The 22,304-nt window shown below is 47.2% G+C and carries 12 protein-coding genes and 2 pseudogenes; 8 read left to right on the top strand and 6 right to left on the bottom strand.

Going from position 1 to position 22,304, the window contains the following annotated elements:
* Positions 1–73 precede the first annotated feature (73 nt).
* Positions 74–2,500 carry a bifunctional aspartate kinase/homoserine dehydrogenase I gene (thrA, locus tag BQ2633_RS04485; RefSeq protein WP_075565372.1) on the top strand — a complete coding sequence of 809 codons (2,427 nt, stop codon included), beginning with the start codon at positions 74–76 and terminating at the stop codon, positions 2,498–2,500.
* A gap of 30 nt (positions 2,501–2,530) precedes the next feature.
* Here the strand turns inward: thrA and BQ2633_RS04480 are convergent, their stop codons facing one another.
* Both BQ2633_RS04480 and BQ2633_RS04475 read right to left on the bottom strand, forming a co-directional pair.
* A complete protein-coding gene (locus BQ2633_RS04480) occupies positions 2,531–2,803 on the bottom strand; it encodes a hypothetical protein (RefSeq protein WP_075565371.1) in 273 nt (90 codons plus the stop codon).
* 1,686 nt (positions 2,804–4,489) lie between these two features.
* A complete protein-coding gene (locus tag BQ2633_RS04475; RefSeq protein ID WP_075565369.1) occupies positions 4,490–5,794 on the bottom strand; it encodes an IS1380 family transposase in 1,305 nt (434 codons plus the stop codon).
* Positions 5,795–6,532: 738 nt separating this feature from the next.
* On the opposite strand from BQ2633_RS04475, the gene BQ2633_RS04465 reads away from it, so the two are divergent.
* Genes BQ2633_RS04465 through BQ2633_RS04450 form a run of 4 tightly spaced genes read left to right on the top strand, consistent with a single transcriptional unit; the run spans position 6,533 to position 9,807 of the window.
* Positions 6,533–7,933 carry an HAD-IIIC family phosphatase gene (locus tag BQ2633_RS04465; RefSeq protein ID WP_075565365.1) on the top strand — a complete coding sequence of 467 codons (1,401 nt, stop codon included), beginning with the start codon at positions 6,533–6,535 and terminating at the stop codon, positions 7,931–7,933.
* Positions 7,930–8,715 (top strand): DUF488 domain-containing protein, encoded by a 786-nt coding sequence (locus tag BQ2633_RS04460; RefSeq protein WP_075565364.1) that lies wholly within the window; start codon positions 7,930–7,932, stop codon positions 8,713–8,715. The genes BQ2633_RS04465 and BQ2633_RS04460 overlap by 4 nt, the downstream gene beginning before the upstream one ends.
* Positions 8,708–9,172: a DUF488 family protein, N3 subclade gene (locus BQ2633_RS04455; protein WP_083233947.1), complete on the top strand. Its 465-nt coding sequence runs from the start codon at positions 8,708–8,710 to the stop codon at positions 9,170–9,172. The genes BQ2633_RS04460 and BQ2633_RS04455 overlap by 8 nt, the downstream gene beginning before the upstream one ends.
* Positions 9,169–9,807, top strand: a complete 639-nt coding sequence (locus BQ2633_RS04450) for a dual OB domain-containing protein (protein WP_075565363.1) — start codon at positions 9,169–9,171, stop codon at positions 9,805–9,807. The genes BQ2633_RS04455 and BQ2633_RS04450 overlap by 4 nt, the downstream gene beginning before the upstream one ends.
* Positions 9,808–10,019: 212 nt before the next feature.
* Here the strand turns inward: BQ2633_RS04450 and BQ2633_RS04445 are convergent.
* Positions 10,020–10,689: pseudogene (locus BQ2633_RS04445) on the bottom strand (IS982 family transposase); the annotation flags it as partial.
* Positions 10,678–10,820: pseudogene (locus tag BQ2633_RS11565) on the bottom strand (reverse transcriptase N-terminal domain-containing protein); the annotation flags it as partial. The pseudogenes BQ2633_RS11565 and BQ2633_RS04445, both read right to left, overlap by 12 nt.
* A gap of 621 nt (positions 10,821–11,441) precedes the next feature.
* On the opposite strand from BQ2633_RS11565, the gene BQ2633_RS04440 reads away from it, so the two are divergent.
* From BQ2633_RS04440 to BQ2633_RS04430, 3 genes are all read left to right on the top strand, one after another.
* Entirely contained in the window at positions 11,442–13,820 is a 2,379-nt protein-coding gene (locus BQ2633_RS04440) for a TonB-dependent receptor domain-containing protein (protein ID WP_075567203.1), read from the top strand.
* Between the two features lie 41 nt (positions 13,821–13,861).
* Entirely contained in the window at positions 13,862–15,268 is a 1,407-nt protein-coding gene (locus tag BQ2633_RS04435; protein WP_075565361.1) for a DUF4374 domain-containing protein, read from the top strand.
* 123 nt (positions 15,269–15,391) lie between these two features.
* Positions 15,392–16,567, top strand: a complete 1,176-nt coding sequence (locus BQ2633_RS04430) for a PepSY-associated TM helix domain-containing protein (protein ID WP_075565359.1) — start codon at positions 15,392–15,394, stop codon at positions 16,565–16,567.
* A gap of 583 nt (positions 16,568–17,150) precedes the next feature.
* Here BQ2633_RS04430 and BQ2633_RS04425 read toward each other — a convergent pair.
* Both BQ2633_RS04425 and BQ2633_RS04420 read right to left on the bottom strand, forming a co-directional pair.
* Complete coding sequence (locus tag BQ2633_RS04425; RefSeq protein WP_075565358.1) at positions 17,151–17,795, bottom strand: S24 family peptidase; 645 nt, start codon at positions 17,793–17,795, stop codon at positions 17,151–17,153.
* A gap of 371 nt (positions 17,796–18,166) precedes the next feature.
* Complete coding sequence (locus BQ2633_RS04420; RefSeq protein WP_083233945.1) at positions 18,167–21,334, bottom strand: outer membrane beta-barrel protein; 3,168 nt, start codon at positions 21,332–21,334, stop codon at positions 18,167–18,169.
* Between the last annotated feature and the right edge of the window lie 970 nt (positions 21,335–22,304).

The raw sequence follows: 22,304 nt of genomic DNA, 5'->3' as shown, positions 1-22,304 counted from the left end.
CACCATGCACCGTAACGACTTTCTACATACATAGAACTTATTCCTTCTCTCCACTTTTTTATTCAGACAGCCCATGAAAGTACTCAAATTTGGTGGTTCTTCTGTCGCCACACCACAAGCCATTCAGCAAGTCAGACAAATCGTGCAGCACACTGCTGCTCCCATGGTGATAGTGGTTTCTGCGCTGGGTGGAGTCACCGATCAGCTCATTGCTCTTTCTCATCAAGCCACCAAAGGGGGCGACGATTATCTGCCTGCACTCGAAGCCCTCCATCAACGTCATTGCGACATGGTCAAAGCGGTGGTCGAAAAGGCTGAACAACCTGCTCTATTAGAGTTGGTCAATCGCCGCTTCCGCGAATTGGGGAGCTTGCTTCAGGGCATCAGCCTTATCCAAGAACTTCCCCCTCGCATCGCCGACACCATCGTGGCTTACGGTGAACTCCTTTCGTCGGCTATCGTGGCACGCGCCATCGACAAAGCTATCTATATTGATGCACAGAAAATCATCAAAACACGCAAAGAAGGATCTCGTCAAACCGTAGATTTTGAAGCCACTCATGCAGCCATCGAGCAACACATGCACGCGCTGCCACAAATCACCGTTGTTGGTGGCTTCATTGCGAGCGATGTCACCACGGGGCACACCACCAACCTCGGACGTGGTGGCTCTGACTACACCGCTGCCATCATTGCTGCGGCACTCGGTGCTGAGGTGCTGGAGATTTGGACAGATGTTGATGGATTCATGACAGCCGACCCAAGAGTCATCCCCACGGCTTTCACCATCGACGAACTCACCTACGATGAGGCGACAGAATTGTGCAACTTCGGGGCTAAAGTCATCTATCCCCCCACCATTTTCCCAGTGTGCAAGGCGGGTATCCCCATCCTCGTGCGCAACACGTTCAACCCCACTGGTCGCCACACCATCATTCGCCAAGATGCAGCACCTGGAGAGCGACTCATCCGCGGCATTTCTTCCATCAACCAAACCGCACTCGTCACCGTGAGTGGTATGTCCATGGTGGGGGTCGTGGGTGTCAATCGCCGCATCTTCTCTTGCCTCTCCGATGCTGGAGTGAGCGTGTTCATGGTGGCGCAATCCACTTCCGAAACCTCCACTTCTCTCGCCGTCACCCCTTCGCAAGCGGAGCAAGCCTGCGCTATCCTCGACCGCGAATTTGCCAAGGAAATCGAGTCTGGAGCCATGAATCCTGCGCAGTGCAACAACGACCTAGCCACTGTTGCCATCGTTGGTCAAAACTTGCGCTTCCACACGGGCACAGTTGGTAGACTTTTCTCGGTCTTAGGTCGAAACGGTATTGGGGTCAACGCCATTGCTCTCGGAGCACTCGAACTTAGTGTGTCGCTCGTCATCCCACAAACTCAGTTGCGCAAGGCGATTGGTGTGCTCCACGACAGCTTCTTCATGGGCAATTACGAAGAGTTTAACCTCTTCCTCTGCGGTGTCGGCACAGTGGGTAGTCAGCTCATCGCGCAACTCCAATCGCAGACGGAGACACTGCGCCAAGAACGTGGTGTCAAAATCAATCTAGTCGGCATCTGCGGCAGATCTTCCGCTGTTTATGCGCGCGAAGGACTCGATACTGCGCAGTATCGCGAACTTCTCGATGCTTCCCCCGTTTCTGGTGGCATTGAAGCCATGCTCGACACCATCGAAGAGATGAACGTGTTCAACTCCGTCTTTGTCGATTGCACGGCTTCAGCCGAGGTGGCAAAGCACTATGCGCGCTTGCTCGATCACCACGTCCATGTGGTCACTGCCAACAAGATTGCGGCTTCGGGGGATTACGACAACTATCAGCATCTCAAATCGCTGGCTCGCCAACGGGGTGTGAAATTCCTCTTTGAAACCAATGTCGGAGCGGGCTTACCCATCATTCACACCATCGATGACCTCATGGCTTCGGGCGACAAAATCAAGAGCATTGAAGCGGTACTCTCTGGCACGCTCAACTATGTGCTCAATGCTCTCTCCTCTGAGGTGTCTTTCTCGCAAGCTGTGCGCCAAGCGCAGGAGGAAGGTTACAGCGAACCCGATCCTCGCATCGACTTGAGTGGCATCGATGTAGTGCGCAAACTCACCATCTTAGCACGTGAGAGCGGTTATCGTGTCGAGAGCAGCGACATTGAAGCGCGCCGCTTCTTGCCCGACCATCTGTTTGAAGGTTCGCTCGAAGATTTCTGGGCACAACTTCCTTCGCTCGATGCGCATTTTGAAGAAGAACGCCAACGTCTTGTGCGCGAAAATAAGTGCTGGCGCTTTGTGGCAGAGTGGCACGAAGGCAAGGGTAAGGTCGGTCTTAAGGAAATCCCACAAGGTCATCCCTTGTATCATCTCGAAGGCTCTAACAACATCCTTTGTCTCACCACCGAACGCTACGACACGCCCATGATCATTCGCGGTTATGGCGCAGGAGCTGCCGTCACTGCCGCTGGTGTCTTTGCCGATGTCATGCGCGTCGCTCATCTCTAATGTTTCTTTGTCACTACCATTACCACCTTCCTAGGTAGGGTAATTTCTCATTTCATCACGCCCGTCCGCATCAGAACACAAGTTTTGATGCGGACGCGCTGTTTCTGGTGCAACCATCTTTCTTTGCTGCTTCCTTTCTCCTTTCTCCTTTCTCCTTTCTCCATCTACCTTCTCTTCCTTCACTCTTCCTTCATTCTCTTTTCTTGCATTCGCTCTTCTTTCGCTCGCCTTTTTGCCTTCTTTCTTCCTCCTTTCACATCTGTTGCCTGTCCTTGTCCCTTGTCGCACATCCTCTTTATTCATCTGTTCTTCTTTCTTTTCCTCTGCCCCCTATAAGTATATGGGAGGATATGAGGCGAAAGTGAGAAAAATCGACAGAAAAGTGACATTTTTTCTTTGAAAACCTTTTATTTGATAAGTCTACTTCTCAGAATGACATTGTAACGTACTCCAAAACACCAGACTTTCGAGAAATCTATTTCTCTTTGTGCTTTCTTGTTTTGACCTAGTCTTGCTGTTTTCCTCCATTTTCCCAAATTGTGATAGGGTAGCGTAGAAGAGGGCAAGGTTCACTCGTTGCACTGTGGAAAACTCCCTCCTCGCGCGCACGTGCGCGCACCCTACAGCAATTTTACACTTTTTGCTTTCACAACCTTCACACTCTCTCCGTTCATCTGTCTTGATTTCCCCTTGATATCAAGGCATTATCCTCCTAAAATCTCCAACGTTTTTCGAAAAAACTCCCACGTTTTTTGAGAAATCTCCCACGTTTTCTCAAATATCTCCGAGAGTTGTGGACAACACTCCGATTTGTCCCATTTTCTCCCCCTCATCCACACTTCCTCCCAGTTGTCCCTATACCGCTTTTTTCATCCCATTTTCCTTGATTTTCTGCTCTTCTCGCTCACTTTTCTAAACGAATGCAAATAAATCGCTTGCATCTCTTTGTGTCCCAGTGTATTACAGCGATAAGTGTGAAGGTTGTGAAAGCAAAAACTACTATTTTGCAGGGTGCGCGCGCGTGCGCACGCGCGAGAAACCTTGATTTTACATCTGTTAATTCGGAGATTCTGTCGGCAGATATTTCTTGTTTCTATTATTATTTCAATGTATGAAAATAAAGGAGAGTACCCTAAACGAGTGTGCAAAGAAGATGCTAGGCAAAAACTGACTATGCTGATAAAAGACTCAAGGAATCTGTATCTTTCAGATAATCAATAAAATAAGAATGAATAAAGGGTAAATGGGTTACGAGATGGAAACGAGCGAGTTTCTTTTCCCTTCTTTATTCTGCAATGCCTCAAAGAACACTTTATTTTCTATTGCAAAGATAATCATTTCCAAATGAAAAATTACAGGAAAAGAAGAAAAAATGGAAAATCACCATCCCTTGCCCACAAGTGCATGAATTTGTTTCTCATATTCGACCTAATCCCGTAAATGAGGCGGATACCTTGATTAAACAGGTTCTCGAATTGTCGTGAAGCTCCTTGATAGTTCTGTTGTCTACGTTTGCGGGGCAATGTGGAGTTTTTGTGAGATTAGTATATGATTTCTTGCAAAACTCACCCAAAGTTACAATTCTGTTTTGTATAAGCATAAAGAGAAGGTGTTTCAGGTGGTCAAATGATTGCCGGGTAATGAATAGGCTACCGTTTTATTTGCTACATTCTGCATCAACTTGCTTATTGCGACAGTCCTTTGTTACGACAAACAATCATCATTTATATTGAGAGAAATGGCCTTTAGGTATTATTTTTGTGTTAAATTCCTCTGTCTTCACGATTTTTCTTCTTTTATTTTTGGCTTGCATTTGTTTTTTACTCTCAATTCCGCAACCTTTACATTCAGTTCTTCACATAGCTGTCAATGCACTTGTTGTTTGTAAAATCTCCTTTTTCGATAGCTCTCTCCTCACAAATTCTGCCAAAATCGCATAGTGCCCCCTTTCCCCCAGGAGGGGGGGGATTTACCCTCGAAAACTATACATTATGGACTTGCAGCGTTGAAGATGGACCAATAGTGCAGACATCTATTTGTTGTGTAAATGTTCAACGTCCATTGTCTGGCAACCAGAACCCATTTTGTAGGAACAGCAATGAATGAAAAGATAAAGCGCTTAAGCCTACTTTTCATGTTAATGCAGAGAAAGATGCCACTGACTTTTGACAATAAATGCTGATAGAAGTTTTTCAGCATGGAGGTAATCAGCATAAACACCGTATTCTCTTCCATCTTTGAGAAAGGCAGATTCCTCCACCCAAAGTCGTTGTTTTGCACATCAAAATTCTTTTCACTCGCACCTCTCTGGTTGTACTTTTCAATGACCTCTTCTTCGGTACTCTCGTGGTCATTGGTCAGAAGAGCAGGGTATATGTATCCCATACCGGGCAGGAGCTGTTCTCCACTTTCTGTGTTTATCTTGGTGCGCTGCACGACAAGGCGAAGATGCCAGTCGGAAAGGAAATCATTGAACGCAAACGATGTAACCTCCATCTTCTCTACATTGACAGACATGGGCTTCCACACCGTACATTTTTCGTACATCTCTCTGCGGCTAGAGCAGCTGCTAGCACGAAGGTAGAATGTTTCGGTACGCAGGAAGAGTTCCTTGATGAGTTCCTTGGTGAATGAGCCACAATCAGCGCGAAATGTACGGACAGAAAGTCCGTGATTTTCAATGTTGTCAAACATCCGTGTGAGTTCTTCCTTCTGCTTAAACTTCACGTTGGAATTCCCCTGCCGGTTCTCAACACCGATGATTAACGGGCCACAGGTCATCACACCTGGGAAATAGCCAGGTTGTTTCTTGTAGGAATAATGTGCATCGCTTTTCTCTGTTGAAATAAACACGTTATCAAAGTCTACATCGATCTCCTGTCCTCTTTTCAGAAGTCCTAGCTGCAAGGTCATATCCAGCAGCAAAGAATTCAGCTTTATGGCAGGGTCGTGAACATAGATGCCACCTTCCTGACTCCTGTAGGCAATACTCATACTGCGTAGTTCCTTTAGACCACGTGCAATGGTATCAGAACTAGGGATTTTCGCTCCAGGTGCTGTGATAAGATATTTTTTCAGGTGAGTAGTGATGTCCTCTATATGGTCGCCACCACAGAGATATATGCAGAAGAGCGCAAGTAGAATGTCGCTGTACTGATAACCATAGTTCGCACAACGCTTACCTAGACAATGGTCTACTAACTTATCCAATCCTGTGCGCTTAAATTCGTCCATCACGTAAAAAATCCCGCCATGAGGAACGATATTCTCATATTTTATTGCTATTTTTGCCATGCTTCGTAGAATGATGTTTGACGACATAAATTTAGTGATAATTCTGCGAATAGCAAAACCCTGAGGAACTTACTGTTCCTCAGGAAATTATTTATCATGTAAACAGCAAATTTTCTGTTTAGTTGCGGAATTAAGATCTACTTAAAAAGTAACCTCCAACGGCATCTTTTGGTCAAAAATATTCATTCTTATAAGAGTGTATAGGTGAAAATTGAGAGGGTGCAGGTTTTGCAGAGGTCTCTGTATATTAAATTTTTCTCAAAGTTTTCTTTGCTAGTTTTGATAAATGTTTGTAACTTTACGACCGCTTACCTCACGCCGAGCCACTGTCACAAGATGAGAGGAGCGGATATGGGTGGGCACATATATAATAGAAGGCGTTACTGACGCTTTGGGTTTGACAGTATGAGAATCTAGCAAGTTCACAAGAATAGTCAAAAACAAAGCAACGGAACGCCCCAATGGGTGTATTGTACACTGTCGGTATTGTATCTTCTTGTTGGCATCACTGCTAAGGATGGTATGATAAAGGCATCTATACATATGCACAGCGTGGGGCTGGACGTTGCTCGTTTCGACTATTCGGGCAATGCTAGAGCCTTCATACAGTGTAACGAGCGACAGGACTTGCTCCACGTTTTTCCGTTTTATATGGGTGATAGCAAAAGGAATTAGTCTGGCACGGAGCTCCCAGATATTAGTGGTCATATCTCACCTCTGTCGCATCTGCCTAATCGTATGAGTTCCGTAAGCAACAAATATATAGACATCTTTATTGATAACTATGTAGGGGCTTTCCGCAGTTATATAAGAAGTAAGTTCACTGTACGAATCAGTGGGCTGGTTGATTTTATCGCAGCAGACGACCGTGATATAACTCTGCTTACATCTAAGTTGCATTTGTGTGGTTTTGATGTTTCATTCTGCAATGGGCAAGACACCATTGATGAGATACAAGTAGAGTATGTCTGCAATGATAAAGAAGGACAACCAGAACGCCTGAAATATAGCATTGACAACCTTATCTTCATTATCGGCCTGTCAAGCAAAACTGACATTTCCGTTATCGGCATCTTGACTATGCGAATTGTGTCGAGAATAATCTGCAAGTTCAAGACTATATACAAGGCGGTTGCCCTTGACCTTGATGACACCCTTTGGAAAGGCACGCTTGCAGAAGTGGGATTCGATGATATTAAGCAAACACTCCGAACAGACGAGGCCATGCCCTTTGTCGCTTTCATGCTTTTTATCAAAGCAATGGCAAAGGAACTTGGTTTGTATGTTGCAATCTGCTCCCGAAACGATATTGCCACTGTACAACGTGCTATTGACGGACTAAGCGAGGCTGAATTCCCTATCAAGAATCAAGTCGATTGCATTGTTACGAATTACAACGATAAAAGCAAGAACATTGAAGCCATAGCTCAAAAACTATCGATATTACCCAAATCTATTGTATTCATTGACGACAACCAAATTGTACGAGACGAAGTTAGAAGAAATCTCCCAGGGGTTTTTGTGCCAGACTGGAACAGCCATGAGGAACTTATGACTGCACTAATGGTGTGCTGCATATTTGATAGGTTTGAGTTGTCATTGAACGCAAGGCGGAGAAAGCGTCAGTTCAGCATCATACAGCAAGAACGTATCAACAACGCTCTACCCAAATTGTATATAGGCGTTCGTGTTGATACTGAACACAGGGATGCTAAGAGGTTGTATGCGAAATCAAATCAATTCAAGACCAATTTCAATTCTATTCCGCAATCATCAGAAGAAAAGTCGCTAATCTTTGAAATCTATCGTGATAATGGTGAATACCTTGGTATTTGTGGTGCATTGACATATACAGAAACGGCAAATTCCGTGGAAGTCGTAGAATGGGCTATCAGTTGTCGATACTTTGAAATCGGTTTGGAAGAATACATTTTGTTGTACATTGGGCAAATGGCAAACTTCAAGAATGTACGTCTTCGTTTTATGAGGAACGACACAAATATAAAAGCGCAAGAACTAATTGACAAGTACATTGATTACTATGATTCCTCTAAAGGGCAAATCATAGGACTCAAATACAATCACCAATTTATCAACGTGTTGCAATCAAATACGAATCTAAAAGAATTGAATAAATGAGCAAAAAAATCATATACACAATCGGCTACACTCTTTTTCAAAATGAAAGGGGAATTGACGTGGATGCCTTGTTCAAGACATTGCAGGAATACAACGTGCAATTCCTTGTTGACGTGCGTTCCGTTCCATTCTCGAAGCAATATCCGCAATGCAATGCAGACAACATGAAAATGGCATGTAAGAACTTTGTCATAACCTACATGAATATGCCAGAGATAGGCGCAAAGGCGGATAGTCAACAGGAAGTGTTCTCCAAAGCATCTGACATCTTCTTTGAGCTGGAGGTGTTCCCTATTGCAAAGAGCTATCGACCAGAGAAAACCGAACTGGCAGGCTCGGACGAGATTGTGGACTTCAACAAATTCAGACACGATGAACACTTCACAAGCGGCTTAAAGCGTATTGAAGATGCCTACGACAAGGACTTTACCCTGTGCCTGATGTGTAGCGAAAAGAAACCAATGGATTGCCATCGCTACTTCTTAATCAGCAAGGCACTTGAACAGAGATTTGGAGAATGGCTTGAAGTAAGACATATCACCGAGCGACCAGATGGAAGTATTGGCTGCATATCCAATGCAGAGTTGGACAAACAGCTTGAGGAGTTTGTTTGTGTCAAGAAGCATGTGCTGAGCCCGATGTTCAAAGATGATGTCTTGACAAACTACTTTGGAGATACCGAGCAGGAGAAAATCAATGACTTCTGCGATAGGTATTGGAATCTCATGCATGGTTGGAAGAAATTTAATTACAAGAATAATAACGTAGAAGACTATGATTAAGCTGTTTAACATTGGTTTTACCCAAAAGACCGCAGAGCAGTTTTTCGGGATTATCAAGGCAAACAAAATAGATTGCCTTGTAGATGTACGTCTCAATCCTAATGGGCAACTTTCACGTTTCGCCTTTGAAAAAGACTTACCTTTCTTCCTTTCGGAGTTGGCAAATTGCTGTCAGTATAAGCACCGTCTGGATTTAGCTCCAACGAAAGAGTTGTTGAAAGAGGTTAGGGACAAGTCTTGCCCCATGAGCAGAGACTACAAGCTGTTCGAGGTTGCATACAGAAAACAACTCGAAACCAAGTCGCACATTTCCAATTTTGTAGCAGAGTTTGGAAAGTATGAGAATGTGGTATTGCTTTGCTCCGAGCCAACAAACGAGAAATGCCACAGACGAGTACTCAGCGAAATGCTTCTTGAAAAATATGGCAATGACATCAAATTTGGTGGTAACTTATGAAGAAAAGAGTATTGTTGCTTGCAGTGAGCTGCAAGACTGGTGGGCTATGTCCTGGCGGTATCGACTTGGATAATCCTTCCCAGTGGATTCGTATTGTGCGTGATGATGATCATGCTGGTGCAATACAAGGATACGAGATAGATTTTGCTCGTCCACTTGATGTGATAGAATTTGATGGGCGTCCTATGCCCCAAGGCAAACAAAGAGAGAATTGGGTGATAGACAATCACTCATGTAGAAAAATAGGAACAGAACCTATCAAAAGAATAGTACAAGCATTCAGCGAATATAGCTATCATGGCTTTTGGGACAATGGGTATGCCTATCTGAGGGAAAGAGAGTTTGAGCAAACAACTTATCCGTCAGAATCCATAATGCTCGTTTCAGATGTAAGGTTATACAAGAATGATAACGGAAAGGCCAAAATCGACTTCAAATGGGAAGGCTTGCCTTATCCTATGCAGGGAGTGTCAATGACTGACCAAGATTTTTATGACAAAATTGACGGTCAAGAAGTTTGCTTCAAAAATGCCATTATAGTGGTATCAATACCCAAAGATGTAGATTGGACACATCCTGTGACGGGCGAAAAAAGAGCTTATAAATTCGTTAGTAGAGTATTTGGAGGGAAGTAATTGCATAAACATGAGCAACAAAAAGAAAGGGAAGACAGAAACTGACCTTCCCATTTCCTGTGTTGACTATCCACAACATATAGTGCAGATGGTTTTGATTCTAAAGAACGCCAAAGGTGTGTGAACGTGCCTAGAGATATTAAGGCATTTGAAGCATAAGAAGCAACGGCAATAAGTTTAGAATGGAAGTATTTAACGTGAGTTCGACGAATTCAGAACAATGCAAGCTGCGTATCAATGGTCCTTTGTACATTGATGCATGGCTTCTTTGGAAATAGGCAATAGGCTGCAATTGCCCCTAATAAGTTGACGATGAAATTGTCAAAGCATCTATGCCTGGAGTGCTCCACTTGTGCAATGTTCTTAAGTTCATCATTCACAGTTTCTATAATGGCTCTTTTTCTGAGTAAAAGTCTGTCTGAAACACTCATTAAAGCTCCTTTCATGTTACTCTTTAATTTGGTAATAAGCTGTATTCCGTCAACGAAAAGCCTTTGAAAAAGATTCTTGCCGATGTAACCCTTGTCACCGAATAGCTTACCATATATAAAATCTATGAATGCTTTGTACTCCAAAGGCTTACGGTCATCAATATCTCCTGGCGTTATCATAAAGTTGAGAAGTTCTCCTTTCTCATTGCAAATCAAATGCAACTTGAAGCCAAAGAACCAACCCATAGAGCATTTTCCTCTTTGAGCTATGCCTTTGAAAACCTTGTGAATATGTATTCTTTGGTTTTTGCACACACGCAGTGGTGTACTGTTAACAAAGCTTTATACCCGTGCATTTACCCAGCAGGACCTTCTTGATAAACAAGATTAAGGGTACAGCTACCTCCCTTTCCAATTCTACTAAACGGTTATAAGAAACAACTTTGCCATACTTACCATCTTTCTGAGCTTTTACAATACGCGCCTGAAGCTTCTTGACCGCCTCCTCTGCTTTATTCCAGTCTATACTGGTCCAACTTTGGTTTCAGAAGGCGCACACTTAATATTTCTATTTTCGTTCATTTGCTTTCCTCCTTTAAGAAGTTCTTTAAGTTATCTTGTAAAAGAATTATTACTGTCCGGTAATCTTCCGAACGGCACAAGAAAGCTTCCCGAAGCCCTTTAGAATAGGACTTCGGGCTTTCTTTTTCAAAAAGCAAGCCCCCTAATTGAATAATGATGGTTCCGAGGGTGGTGATTTAGCTCTTTCAGTCCAAATTGCACACTCATCCTTTTGAGGATTTTCCATGAAAGCGATGGAATTAGTGTAATACATGAGCGTCAATCTAAGCATGGTTACGATTTGAGAAAAAGCTCAAGTGTATTCCGCGACCTGCGATGAGTCGATAAGAAACGGGCATTTGATACCGCATAAGTCCATTTTGTAAAATAGAGGATGCAGTTTGCGAAAATAAGAAAGAGAATTAATATAAATAAGAATCATTTGACATTTTAGCGGCTCCAAAATACCTAAATGTAGTGATTGCACGGCGCAATTGAATGCCGTAACTTTGCACTCTCAATTCTGCACAGAACCTCCAGGTGGCTTCGCTCCACACAAAATGACATAAGATGACTTCTTTTCGCCGTATTTCGTTCCCCTCCCTCACGAGTCTTTGCCGTTTGCGTATTGCGCATTCTGCGATGAGTGCCCGCTCACGCCGCATATCCTTGCTTTTTACCGCCTTGTTGTGCGCCACGATCAGCCATGCTGCCGGAGATTACGAAGTGCGCGGACGAATCACCGACCAACAGGGACGCCCTGTGCCACAAGCGGTGGTCGTCATTCGCGGAACGCAGCACCATGCACTGACCGACTCAGTCGGTGGCTACAAACTAGGGCGTCTGGCAGGACAACACGCCCTCACCGTTTCTGCTATTGGTTATAGTCAAGTCACGCATGCGCTTAAAGTCTCGTCAGACAGCGTGGTGGTGCTGGATTTTCGTCTACTTCCGCTCCAAAACAGCCTTCGCGAAGTGGAAGTCACCACAAGTCGGATCGGCCGACTGAGGCATTCGGCTTTTAACACCATAGCCATCGACACGCGCGCGTTGCAAAACACGACTAAATCGCTTGGTGATGCGCTGGCAGCTGCACCGGGGGTGAAGGTTCGCGAGACCGGCGGTGTGGGATCGGACATGAATGTCTCGCTCGACGGCTTCAGCGGAAAACACGTCAAGGTGTTTATTGACGGCGTTCCACAAGAAGGAGTAGGAAGTGCGTTCGGGCTCAATAATATACCGGTCAACTTTGCGCGCCGCATCGAGGTGTACAAAGGCGTTGTCCCTGTGACTTTCGGCGCAGACGCCATAGGCGGGGTGATAAACATCGTCACCGAGACGCCACAATCGGGATGGCACGTCGACGGTTCGTATGCCGGCGGTTCATTCAACACACACAAGAGCACACTCAACTGGAATTGCACGTGGCAGTCGGGATGGAAACTCGAAATGAGTGCCTTTCAAAACTATTCGGACAACAACTATATGATTACTGCTCCTGTGAAAGACCTCAGCAATGGGAGTATTGATTTCAAACACCCCAAGCGGGTGCGCCGATTCCACGACACTTATCACAACGAAGCCCTAACCGTGCGCGGCGGTGTGATTAATCGGCAGTGGGCAGACCAGCTTTTGCTCGGATTTACGCTGGCGGGCATGCACAAAGACCTACAAACCGGTGTAAGACAGGAGGTTGTCTATGGCGAAAAGTATCGTTTCGGGCATACCTTCATGCCTTCGCTTCAATATGTTAAGCGCAATCTCTTACACAACCGCCTAGATCTCACGCTCACCGCCAACTATAATCGCAACCTCACCACCAATGTCGATACGTCGGCTTACGCTTTCAACTGGCGCGGCGAATCAATTCCGCGAAACTCCCCCGGCGAACAAAATTACCTCTTCTTGCGCTACAACGACGACAACTGGAATGCCGGACTCGATACGCGTTTTCGCCTCGATGAGCATAGCCTTCTCACCTTCCACCACACTTTCGGCCGCTTCGACCGCAACGCCACCTCACTTTTGGCGCGTGAGAACGAGAAAGCCCCCATCGGACGCGGGACAACCAAGCACATCAGTGGACTTTCTTACCTCTTTACGCCCAATGAGCACTGGAATGTGACCGCCTTCGGCAAGTTCTACCATTTACACGTGAGCGGTCCTGTGAGTACTAGCGATTTGCAAGAAAAATTCATCCGCAAGGAGCACCAACTGGGCTTCTTCGGCTTCGGCGCAGCGGGCACCTATCGTTTCTCTCCCCATTGGCAGGGAAAATTGTCGTATGAACGCGCTTGTCGCCTGCCCAATGTCGATGAACTCTTCGGCGACGACGATCTCGAAAGCGGCAGTGTCACCCTGCAACCCGAGCAGAGTCACAACTTCAATCTGAATATTTCTTACGCACAGAGCAGCGGCCTGCACCACTTGTTGGTCGAAGTGGGCGGCATCTACCGCGACACGCGCGACTACATTCAGCGCAATGTCATCAGTGTGGGGGGCGGTCGTTTTGGATCAAGCTATGTCAACTTCGGACGCGTGCGCACTTACGGCTTCAACTCCTCCTTACGCTACGATATTGGTCACCGCCTCAGCACCGGCGCCAACTTCACTTACATGGACGTGAGAGACAATATGCCTTTGGCGCAAGATGGCGTGACGCGCAACTATGGTTACCGCGACCGCATGCCGAATCTCCCCTATTTGTTCGCCGATGTCGATCTTACCCTGCGGTGGCCGCTGAACTCCTCGCGAAGTCGCATCTTTTCGTTGACGTACGACAGCCAATATCTCCACAGTTTCACGTTCTACTCCTCGCTTTTCGGCGCGAATAAGGGTGAATATCTCGTTCCCGCCCAACTTTCGCACAACCTCAACGCCACCCTAACGCTCGCCAATGGACGTTATGCCGTGAGTCTTGAGGCGCGTAACTTCACCGATGAGAATCTCTACGACAATTTTAGTTTACAAAAAGCAGGACGCGCCTTCTACGCCAAAGTGCGTTTCAACTTTGGGCGATAAATCCTGCACTTTTTCCATGTAATATCTAATTCAAACGCATCATGCAACTCTCTCTCCTCTCCAAGTCGCTGCTTCCCGCAGCCCTGCTTGCCGCCACTCTCACGAGCTGTGGCACTGATGAACCTGGACAAACGCCCACCACTCCCACAGTGGAGCAAAAAGGTACCTTCGTTATTCCCGCCGACATCGTCGCTTCGGGCAGTGCCGCTTCGCATGTGCTGATCACCACTGCCAATCTATCGAGTGGAACGCTCAGCCCGCGCAACAACGGTCTCCTCTTTGACGGTGGTTACGAGTACATTTTCTTCCAAAATAAGTATCTCTGCACGCTTCAGTACAACCAAGGCAACGCTGGCACCACGCGTTCGTACATTCTGCGCAACGGTCAGCTCGAAAAGCGTGACAAAGGTTTCGAAGTACGCCGTTTCACCACCTACGGCACGTGGAATGATGAACTGATGACCGTTTCAACGGGAGACGGCAACAAAGATGCAGCCGATGCCAACGGCTATCTGCCCAAAACCTTCCTTGTTTCGTATCTGAACATCCCCGCCGAGACCGAACGCAACAACGACACCAAGCAACCCCAGTTCCGTTCTGAGAATTTCCTCGGCAACGGTGAATTCGTCACCCTCTCCGGGCTGCTCCAACGCGAGGGCAAACTCTACTCTGCCGTCATCCCCATGGGATTAAGTCAGTACGGTTCGGCTGTAGATGGTGGAAAATACATTCGCAACGGCTATGCAGATCTCGTTAAGAAGGAAAACGGCGGCAGCAAGAGCAGTGCTTACAAGAAAGGCGAACTGCAATGGACGCAATATCCCGACGAATGCTGGATCGCCATCTTTGACAACAATGCATTTGAAGGACGTAAGCTCATCAAAACGGACAAAATCAGCTACGCCTGCGGACGTTTCAAGTCACAGTACTTCCAAATGATTTGGAACGACGCTGATGGCGATCTTTACGTCTTCTCTCCCAGCTTCGCCAAGACGATGACCGACAAGCGCCAGCAGACTTCGCTTCCCGCTGGTGTGGTGCGCGTGAAGAAAGGTGCAACCGACTTCGACAAGAATTACTACTTCAACCTCGAAACGCTCACCGGTGGTCGCGCCTTCCAACGCACCTTCCCCGTTGGTGGCGACAACTTCCTGTTCTACCTCTACAATAAGGTATATGGTCAGCTCACGAACCAAGATCTGGCGAACGAACTTGGCATTTTCAGCGCCAAGAGCGGTAAATTCATCTCCGTCACTGGTCTCCCCGCCGATGTTGTGTCGCTGGGTAACCGTCCCTTTGCCGAAAACGGTGTAGCTTACGTTCCTGTCATGACAAAAACCGGCAATCCCGCCATCTACCAGATCAATCTCTCCACTGGTGTCGCCACCCGTGGCGTGGAAGTCGAGGCCACTCATCTCAATGCGGTCGGTCGTCTGCTTCCCTTCTAATTGATTATTCGGATTGCTCCGCACGCTTATTCTTACGTTCCTACGCCGAAACTCCCGCTCTGGCGCGCCGTCACTGTAGTGACTGGCGCGCTATTGCTGACTTTGGCTCTAAAAGCTTCACACATGAAAAAAACGTTCAAACGTCTCCACTTTTGGCTCGCTGTTCCCTTCGGTTTGGTCATCGCGCTCATCTGTTTCTCGGGTGCTATGATTGAATTTGCAGGCGAAATTTCGGAATGCGCCTACCACGATCGTTACGAAGCCCAAGTGTCTTCGCAAGGTCGCCTGTCGCTCCCGGAATTAGTGCAGCGTGTCGAGCCGCATCTTGAACCGGGTGTCACCATAACGGGCGTGAGCATTCCTAATGACAGCACGCGCAACTACGAATTCAACCTCTCTGCGCCTCCGCGTACCGAGTGGCTCGTGGATCCCTACACAGGTCGTGTCGCCGGTCCCAAAGAACATCTCTCCTTCTTCGAAGTGATGTTCAAACTCCACCGCTGGTTGCTCGACTTTCCCCACGAGGGCGAAGGTATCTGGTGGGGCAAACTCATCGTGGGCGTGAGCACGCTCATGTTTCTGTTCGTGTTGATCACGGGTCTCGTGGCTTTCTGGCCACGCACCACGCGCGGTCTGCGCAAACAACTCACCATCCACCTTCGCCGCGGACGCCAGCGCCGCTGGTTTGACCTCCACACCATCGGTGGCGCCTACCTCTTTGTGCTGCTGCTTGCCATGGCGGTCACCGGTTTGACGTGGTCGTTCGATTGGTATAAGAAGGGTTTTTATAAAGTATTGGGTGCCGAACCTCCGCAACGCAAAGGCGGTCACGGCGGCGGTGAACATAAGGGTGGCAAAGGCCATCATGGTCGCCCCAAACACGGTGCCAAGGCCGAAGCCATGCCCGAGGTCGACGAAAACGCCAGCCCCGATGCACGCACTTATGCCGCATGGCAAGCCGCAGCCGACCAACTTCGTCAAAAATACCCCACAGCCGATGCCGTGGAAGTGAACGAAGAAGGCGGCAGTGTGTCGCTTGGCGAATGGGGCAATGTCCGTGCTACCGATCATTACAGCTTCGATTCTACCGGTCATCACGTCACCGAGGAAAAACTCTATGCCAGTGCCGAGCGCGGACAGCGCATCCGCGGTTGGATTTACTCCGTACACACGGGCAGATGGGGTGGATGGCCGATGCGCATCCTCCAATTCTTCGCGGCTCTCTTCGGCACCTCTCTCCCACTTTCAGGCTACTATCTGTGGTGGAAACGCACCCGCAAACGGAAAGCCCGCAAGTAACGGCGAAAAGTGCTCTGTTTTCGAACAAAACTTCCCTACTTTCAGCAAAAAGTGGGGAAGTTTTTTTGGGTATCGCCTGTTGAGTTCCTTCAACTCCTGTCAACAGAGGAGCATAAAGATGAACAGGGGAACGGTTTCCGTCCTCGTCGTTGGCGCGGCAGGGTTATAGTTTTAACTTCGCATCCCTTGCACTCGCTCAGGGTCTTCCCAACCGGTCATACTGCGTATCTTTGCTAGGGGTTGAGGCATGAAAGACCCGAGTCTTGTTCGATTTAGTTCTGTCCGGTAAAAGTTTTCTGGTGATAAAAACAAGGCTGAAGCCCTTTTGCAGGATTTCAGCCTATTTTGTTACTTTGCAAATTGATAAAAACACTAGTAACATGAGCAATAGTACGCATTATACCGGACATCCAGTCTATGCGTAAGTCTTAAAATTGCTTGATAAAGAAAAACCGAACAAATCACAAAATAAGAGGTTTAAGAGGAGGGCGTCAGCTGAAGGGGCTTATCTCCACAATGAACACTCCCCATCGTTCGCAGGGAAGAGAACGATGGGGAGTGTTTTGAAATGGGCACAGCGCGCTTAGAAAGTGTGTAATTTTCCGACCACGCGATAGAGTTGTTGGATGCGACTGATGGGGTAGCGTTCCACACCATAGTCGGGGTTGCTAGCAATGAATTCTAGCAATTCGGGATTGCCAGGTACGCGACGTAGTTTTTTAACCGTGCGTAGGTCGTCGAGGACAACGGCATAGATGTGTCCAGGCTCGAAGCTCTCGAGCGAGCACTGGCGGAGCGCAATTTTGTCGCCAGGCTCAAGGTCGGGCAACATGCTTTTGCCTTGCACTGAGCACCAAAGATCAGCTGAGCGGTTGAGTGGCGTGTCCATGTAATAATTGGGCACTGGAGGTTGCTCATTGTTCACTTCTTCAAATCCGCAGGTAAAATCGTTGTCATACACGGGAAGTGCTTCAAAACGATTGGCTCTGTGGGCATCACTCTCTGCCGATTCGCGATCGGCTTTCATCATTTCTCCCTCCCCTGTGAGCAACCAATCCACCGATACCCCCAAACGCTCGCTAATGGCAGCTAGAAAATCGTACTTGGGTAAAACCGTACCCGTGAGATACGATCGAATTCGCGCTTCGTTCGTATCGAGTAAACTTGCAAAGCGCGTGTTACGCCCGTCTGCAAATTTCTTGACCAAAAGTTGGAGTCGGTTTGTCATAACATATCGTTGTTTGAGATGTGACAGCCACATCTTTCATGGTTAGAGATAAGGCGCATGCTCCGCAAACGGCGGAACTTGTGGGGAAAAGAACCTCGCTGCACCGTATGGCTTATATGCGAGAATGGCTGATTTTTAATTCTGCAAATATACGATTTACGAAAGAAATTTCAAAATAAACCACCTAAATTTGCTTGAAAAAATGTGGAATGCGCAAGAAATCTAGTGATTTTGAACATTGTCCGTGTGGGGGACGCATATTTTTGCGACTGTTGTGCACAAAAAGCAGGAGCTTCCTGCGTGAGGAAGCTCCTGAGAGGGGAAATCAACGATTGATGTTGTGCTGAAATAACGTACAAAATAGTTGACTATTAGAACATGTGACCGCCGCCTGGGGGAGGAGTAGAAGGACGGAAGTTGCCTGGTCCACGATGCTCGCCAGGACCTCCAGGGCCACCACCTTCGGGAGGAGTGGGAAGTTTAGCACCTCCGAAGACATTGAGTTTGAAGATGGCATGGAGCATAACATAAGTGTTGAGGATGTTGCTCCTGGTGTCGGTGCGCATCAAAGCGGTGAGTGAACGACTGATGTTGTTTTGCTGATTGAGCAGGTCGAAACCTTCAAGGCGCATGGTGAGTGCATTGTCTTTCAAGAAGGATTTTGAGAGAGAGGCGTTCCATACGAGTTCGTTGGTGTTGAGCTCCGAAGCAGCAAAGCCACGACGAGAAGTCATGCGCAAGTCGGTGGAGAAACTGATGCTCCAAGGCAACGTGATGTTGGTGGAAACACCATAGTCGTAGCTCCAAGTGTCGAGATTCTGACTAGGGTTGAGTGAGGAGCGTGAGTGCTGATAAGACACACGACCATCGAGGGTCACGTCCCACAAGTCGCGACGATAGGAGAAGTCGAGTTTCTCGGAGAAACCACTGATGCGGTTAGTGCTCTTTTGTGCCACTGCACCTGCAAATAGTTGATTCACCTGTGACAAATTAGGCGCGTCGGCGAGGGTGATGGGTTGTGAGGTGGTGGCAATGTAGCCAACAGAGCGCGACAAGTTCACGTTGGTCGAAGTGGACATGGTGAACATTTTGGAAGCATTGAGGGGAGTGTTGAAGGTGAATCCTCCATTAGCGCTCCAGTTGCCATTGATGTTCTCGGGACGTGTGAACTGGCGACCGCTGGCATCGTCGTAGATGAGCATTTGCGTCACAGCATTGCGCTCGTTGGTGAAACTGAGATTACCCATGATGCCACGTTGCGACTCGGTGTTGTAGCCATTGTAGAACAAACGGAAATTGTCGTTCCAAGAGGGTTTCAAACCAGGATTACCCACAGTGATGTAGAGAGGGTTGGAGTTGTCCACCACATTGAGCAGGTTGGTCATCGAAGGTTGGTTCGTTTCTCCACGATAGAAGAAATCTAAACGCTGCGTCTTAGAGAATTTGACGCGCAAACGAAGGTTGGGCGCAAAGGTTTGCACGGTGCGAGTGGTGTCGATGTGTCCCACTGAGCCGCGAGTGTAGTCCAAACGCGTGTTCTCGGGCATATAGCGCAGACCCACATTGAGGTTGATGAGGTTAGTGTTGTAGCGGAGTCCGATTTCTGCGCGGTGAGTGTTGTAGTGGTAGGTGGCGGATTGCGAATTTGCGGCATCACGCGCGGCTGCGTATAGGTCGTTGGTATTGATACGGTCGAGCAACTGTGCTGGATCTACTTGAGTTTGCACAGCTTCGCTACTCAACTTATATAGGGCTTCGGGCAAACTCCCGTTGGCGGTGATGTAATCGTTGAGGGTGTTGTAGCCCGATAGGGAAGTGAGGTTGTAGAGATCGCGATGGCCATCGGTGACACGGTGCTGATAGGAATAGCGAAGTTCACCATAAAGTTTTCCCACAATGGGTTCTACATACGACGCCCCCAAACGATAGTTCCAACTGGTGGAAGGACGGTTAGAAAATTGGTGCGTGCCGTTGGGAGCAAGCACAGACTGGGTGTCATCGAAACGCAAACGACGATGAATGTCGGCAAGGCTATAGCTGGTGGAGCCTGATTCCTCCCATTTGCCTCGCGCTTCTACGCTCAAACTGCGACCTGTGCGACCTGGTAGCTTGCGCGTTACATTGAGTTCTCCTTCAAAAGTATGACTCCAGGAAGTGCCCAACTTGTTATTGTTGTTGAGATTGACCAGATAGGGGAGAGTGCTGACCAAGGTGTCGGCAGTGCCGCGTGTGGTGCTTGCATAGGCGCGGTCGAGCACTTCGTCGGTGCTGCTCACACCCAAAGAAGCGAAAGGATCACTGTCGAAAGTGGCAGCTCGCTTGTTGCTACTAGAATTTCCCTTGCTCCAGTTGAAGTTGGGGCGGAAAGTCACAGAAGTCATAGAGTCTGGGCTCCACATTAGACGAAAAGAAGCTCGAACACTTTGACTGAGATTATTGGCAAAGCTATGTGAGTTGGAAAAACTGGGTTTGCGTCCAGCTGTGAGGAAGGTTTCGCTAGTGGTGATACTCTCGGTGTTGTTGTCGTTGCGAAAATAGAGGACATTACCCCCAATTTCAAATGCTCCCGACTTGAAGCGCTTGATGCCATTGTCCCACGAGAAATCTAAACCAGCCATGGTGGAGGTGGTGCGGCCATCATTGTTGGACATGAAACCACGAGGACCTCCAAAACCGCGATCGCCGACGTTGTTGTGCGACCCAAAGAACCCAAAGCGGCTATTGTCGGTGAAACGCATCAACATAAGTTTGGTCTGATAGAGATTGTTCTTTTCGTCATCGCGTCCACCCGCTACTTCAATGTTGCTTAGGAGTGTTTGGTTGAGTTCGCGCTTGGTGGAGATGTCGAGAACAAAACTTTCTTCGCCATCGTCTATGCCGGTTTGCTCTGCTAAATCGCTCTTCTTTTCGTAGCTCTTTACCTTAGAAACCAAATTGACGGGAAGATTTTTCATCGCGATTTTGGTATCTCCTTTGAAAAAGTCCTTACCATTGATGAGCAATTCCTTCACGGTTTTGCCATTCACCTTAATGCTACCATCGGCGCCCACTTCCGCACCGGGAAGTTGTTTGATGAGCGCTTCCAAGGAAGACCCTTCTGCTGTGCGGAAGGCTGCTGCGTTGAACACAGTGGTGTCTTCACGCTGTTCCATACGCGCCAGTACGGCTTTTACTTCGGCTGCACTAAGGAGGACGTCACTATTGTTGAGCGATACTTCCCCAATGTGCAAAGTGTCGCCGTTATTCTTCAGAGCCACCGCAAAGGATTGAGATTCGTATCCCAAAGCACTTGCAGTGAGATGCAGACTGTCGGTGGCATTGGTTTCAGTGCGCAGGGTGAAGCGACCCAAACTGTCGGTGGTGGCAACGGAAGGGCGTGAACCTTTGGTGCGAACGTCGGCATTACGAATGGGAAGATTGTCCGTCTTTCCAACGAGGGTGCCGACAATGACGCGATGTTGGAGCGCATTAGCTGCATAGATCCCGATGGGCACGACAGCACAAATCGACAAAAATAGGGGAAGTAATGATTTTTGCATACGCTTAGGGTTGTGAAAGTTCTGTGATGGGAAATAGCGATTGCACTTGCCTAGTAACTTTCCGTAGTTTTGGTGCAATGAAGATAAGCTAGTGGTTGTCTATGCTCTCTTTCTTTCTTGTTTTTGTCATGCAAAAACAAAGAGTAAGTCTAATTTAGGTGTCACGATATGGCTAAGTCCATACGCAAAGGTAGTTCATTTTCAAACAATGACAAGAAAAAATATTTCTAATGTGCGGAAATCAAACGATATTTGGCACTTTTTTCGTTTTGAAGTTGTCATTTGTCTATATATGATGCCGAAAAAAAACAATAATAGAGTGTCGAATGATTGTTAGAATGCAAAGTCGTTTCCATATAAAGTTGTATAAGATGTTCTTGTCATTGCTTTAAGGATTGGCGATATCCCCTTGTATATAGTTGATTCATGGCTTATCTTACGATGAAATAGTGACTAGAGGAGAGAGAGGTTGCCTTCAGTTATTGATATATTCTCAATATGTCCCCTTCAAGAAGGCATTGCACCAAATGAGGGGGGGGGGGAGTGCTTTGTAAATATGGCGGACATTTCGGCTTTTCTACTTCTGATGCTCGTTTTAGTCTGTTTTTGACTTTAAGTCTGTGAGAGGTTCTTCTAGGCGTTTATCGAGGATTTGTCTTGTTTTTGCAAACTCTAGAGATTGCAAAATCGCACTATCTAAAATTTTTCTGCGATTTTTTTGTAGGAAGTCTTGGTAGTTTGCGAATCTTGCCGTACTTTTGCATCGCAATCGGGACGCAAGGGTCACTTGCTAAGATACAACGTGCTTAGTTAGATGAGACTTGACAACCTGAACGCCTGACAGCAGCAAACGAGCTGCGAAGTCATTGAAACGATTACATAACAGATTGTAGAGAAGTACAAGGAACAATCAACAATGAAGCAGAAGTGCTTCGGGTAAAATGAATTGTACCGTCAATTTCTACTCCAA

Origin of the sequence: Ihuprevotella massiliensis (assembly GCA_900095835.1) — a bacterium.
GTDB classification, from domain to species: Bacteria; Bacteroidota; Bacteroidia; order Bacteroidales; family Bacteroidaceae; genus Alloprevotella; species Alloprevotella massiliensis.
The sequence above is the reverse complement of the archived record's forward strand: the minus strand, read 5'-3'. Positions and strand labels throughout refer to the sequence as shown.

Coding starts and splice junctions, on each gene's coding strand:
- thrA (WP_075565372.1), top strand. CDS start 74: ATGAAAGTACTCAAATTTGGTGGTTCTTCTGTCGCCACACCACAAGCC.
- BQ2633_RS04480 (WP_075565371.1), bottom strand. CDS start 2,803: ATGAATAAAGAGGATGTGCGACAAGGGACAAGGACAGGCAACAGATGT.
- BQ2633_RS04475 (WP_075565369.1), bottom strand. CDS start 5,794: ATGGCAAAAATAGCAATAAAATATGAGAATATCGTTCCTCATGGCGGG.
- BQ2633_RS04465 (WP_075565365.1), top strand. CDS start 6,533: ATGAGTTCCGTAAGCAACAAATATATAGACATCTTTATTGATAACTAT.
- BQ2633_RS04460 (WP_075565364.1), top strand. CDS start 7,930: ATGAGCAAAAAAATCATATACACAATCGGCTACACTCTTTTTCAAAAT.
- BQ2633_RS04455 (WP_083233947.1), top strand. CDS start 8,708: ATGATTAAGCTGTTTAACATTGGTTTTACCCAAAAGACCGCAGAGCAG.
- BQ2633_RS04450 (WP_075565363.1), top strand. CDS start 9,169: ATGAAGAAAAGAGTATTGTTGCTTGCAGTGAGCTGCAAGACTGGTGGG.
- BQ2633_RS04440 (WP_075567203.1), top strand. CDS start 11,442: ATGAGTGCCCGCTCACGCCGCATATCCTTGCTTTTTACCGCCTTGTTG.
- BQ2633_RS04435 (WP_075565361.1), top strand. CDS start 13,862: ATGCAACTCTCTCTCCTCTCCAAGTCGCTGCTTCCCGCAGCCCTGCTT.
- BQ2633_RS04430 (WP_075565359.1), top strand. CDS start 15,392: ATGAAAAAAACGTTCAAACGTCTCCACTTTTGGCTCGCTGTTCCCTTC.
- BQ2633_RS04425 (WP_075565358.1), bottom strand. CDS start 17,795: ATGACAAACCGACTCCAACTTTTGGTCAAGAAATTTGCAGACGGGCGT.
- BQ2633_RS04420 (WP_083233945.1), bottom strand. CDS start 21,334: ATGCAAAAATCATTACTTCCCCTATTTTTGTCGATTTGTGCTGTCGTG.